This window comes from Streptomyces sp. NPDC002669, assembly GCF_042889165.1.
Taxonomy (GTDB): Bacteria; Actinomycetota; Actinomycetes; order Streptomycetales; family Streptomycetaceae; genus Streptomyces.
Genome location: NZ_JBIAQQ010000082.1, coordinates 1 through 1,519 on the forward strand (window position 1 = coordinate 1; position 1,519 = coordinate 1,519).

1 protein-coding gene is annotated in these 1,519 nt (G+C 70.2%); it reads left to right on the forward strand.

Annotation, left to right across the window (positions count from 1 at the left end):
* Nucleotides 1-1,519 (forward strand): acyltransferase domain-containing protein (locus ACFYW1_RS39020; RefSeq protein WP_389004593.1); only part of this gene is annotated, 1,519 nt, incomplete at both ends.

Here is a 1,519-nt window from a genome sequence, read left to right on the forward strand (position 1 = left end):
CCCTGGAGGACGCCTGCACCCTGGTGACCGCACGGGGCCGGCTCATGCAGGCCGCCCGGCCCGGCGGTGCCATGGCCGCCATCGCCGCCCCCGAGACGGAGATCACCGAACACCTGGCCTCCTACGAGGGGCGGGTGTCGGTGGCGGCGGTCAACGGGCCCGCCGCGGTAGTGGTCTCCGGCGACACCGACGCCGTCACCGAGATCACCGACCACTTCCGCGAACAGAACACCCGCACCAAACGCCTGACCGTCTCCCACGCCTTCCACTCCCCCCACATGGACACGGCCGCCGACGCCTTCGAGCAGGCCCTGACCGGGATCACCTTCCACGAACCCACCCTGACCGTCATCTCCAACCTCACCGGAGCCGAAGCCGAGCCGGGCACCCTGACCACCCCCGCCTACTGGGCACGCCACATCCGGGCCGCCGTCCGCTTCCACGACGGCATCACCACCCTCCACACCCGCGGCACCACCACCTACCTCGAACTGGGCCCCGACCCCGTCCTGACCTCGCTCACCCAGAACATCCTGGACGCCCCCACAGCAGTCGCCGCCCTGCGCACCGATCACGACGAGGCCACCACCCTGCTACGGTCCCTGGCCACCCTCCACGTCCACGGCATCACCACCGACCTCTCCCCCCTCCTGGCGGGCAGGACCGCAACACCCCTGGAACTGCCGACCTACCCGTTCCAGCACGAGGAATTCTGGCTCCACCCCACCCCCCGCACCGACCTCACCACCGCCGGACTCACCCCCACCGACCACCCCCTGCTCACCGCCGCCATCGACCTCGCCGACACCGGCCACCTCATCCTCACCGGACGCCTCACCCCCACCGACCACCCCTGGCTCACCCACCACACCATCGCCGGCACCACCCTCCTGCCCGGCACCGCCTTCGTCGACCTCGCCCTCCACACCGCCCACCGCACCAACTGCACCACCATCGAAGAACTCACCCTCGAAACACCCCTCCCCCTCACCGACCAACCCCTCCACATCCAAACCGTCGCCGGACCCCCCAACCCCGACGGCACCCGCACCCTCACCATCCAAACCCGCCCCGAAACCACCACCCCCGACAACACCCCCTGGACCCGCCACGCCACCGGCACCCTCACCCCCCACACCCCACCCACCCCCACACCCCCAACCACCCCCTGGCCCCCCACCCACGCCACCCCCATCAACCTCACCCACCTCTACCCCAACCTCACCCACCACGGATACACCTACGGACCCGCCTTCCAAGGACTCACCCACCTCTGGCAACACCACAACCACCTCTACGCCCAAATCACCCTCCCCCCACACACCAACCCCCACCAACACCCCCTCCACCCCGCACTCCTCGACGCCGCCCTCCACCCCCTCCTCGCCACCACCCACAACACCCCCACCCCCCACCCCGACACCCCCATCCACATCCCCTTCACCTGGCACAACATCACCCTCCACACCACCCACCCCACCACCCTCCGCGCCCACCTCACCACCACCACACCCACCAC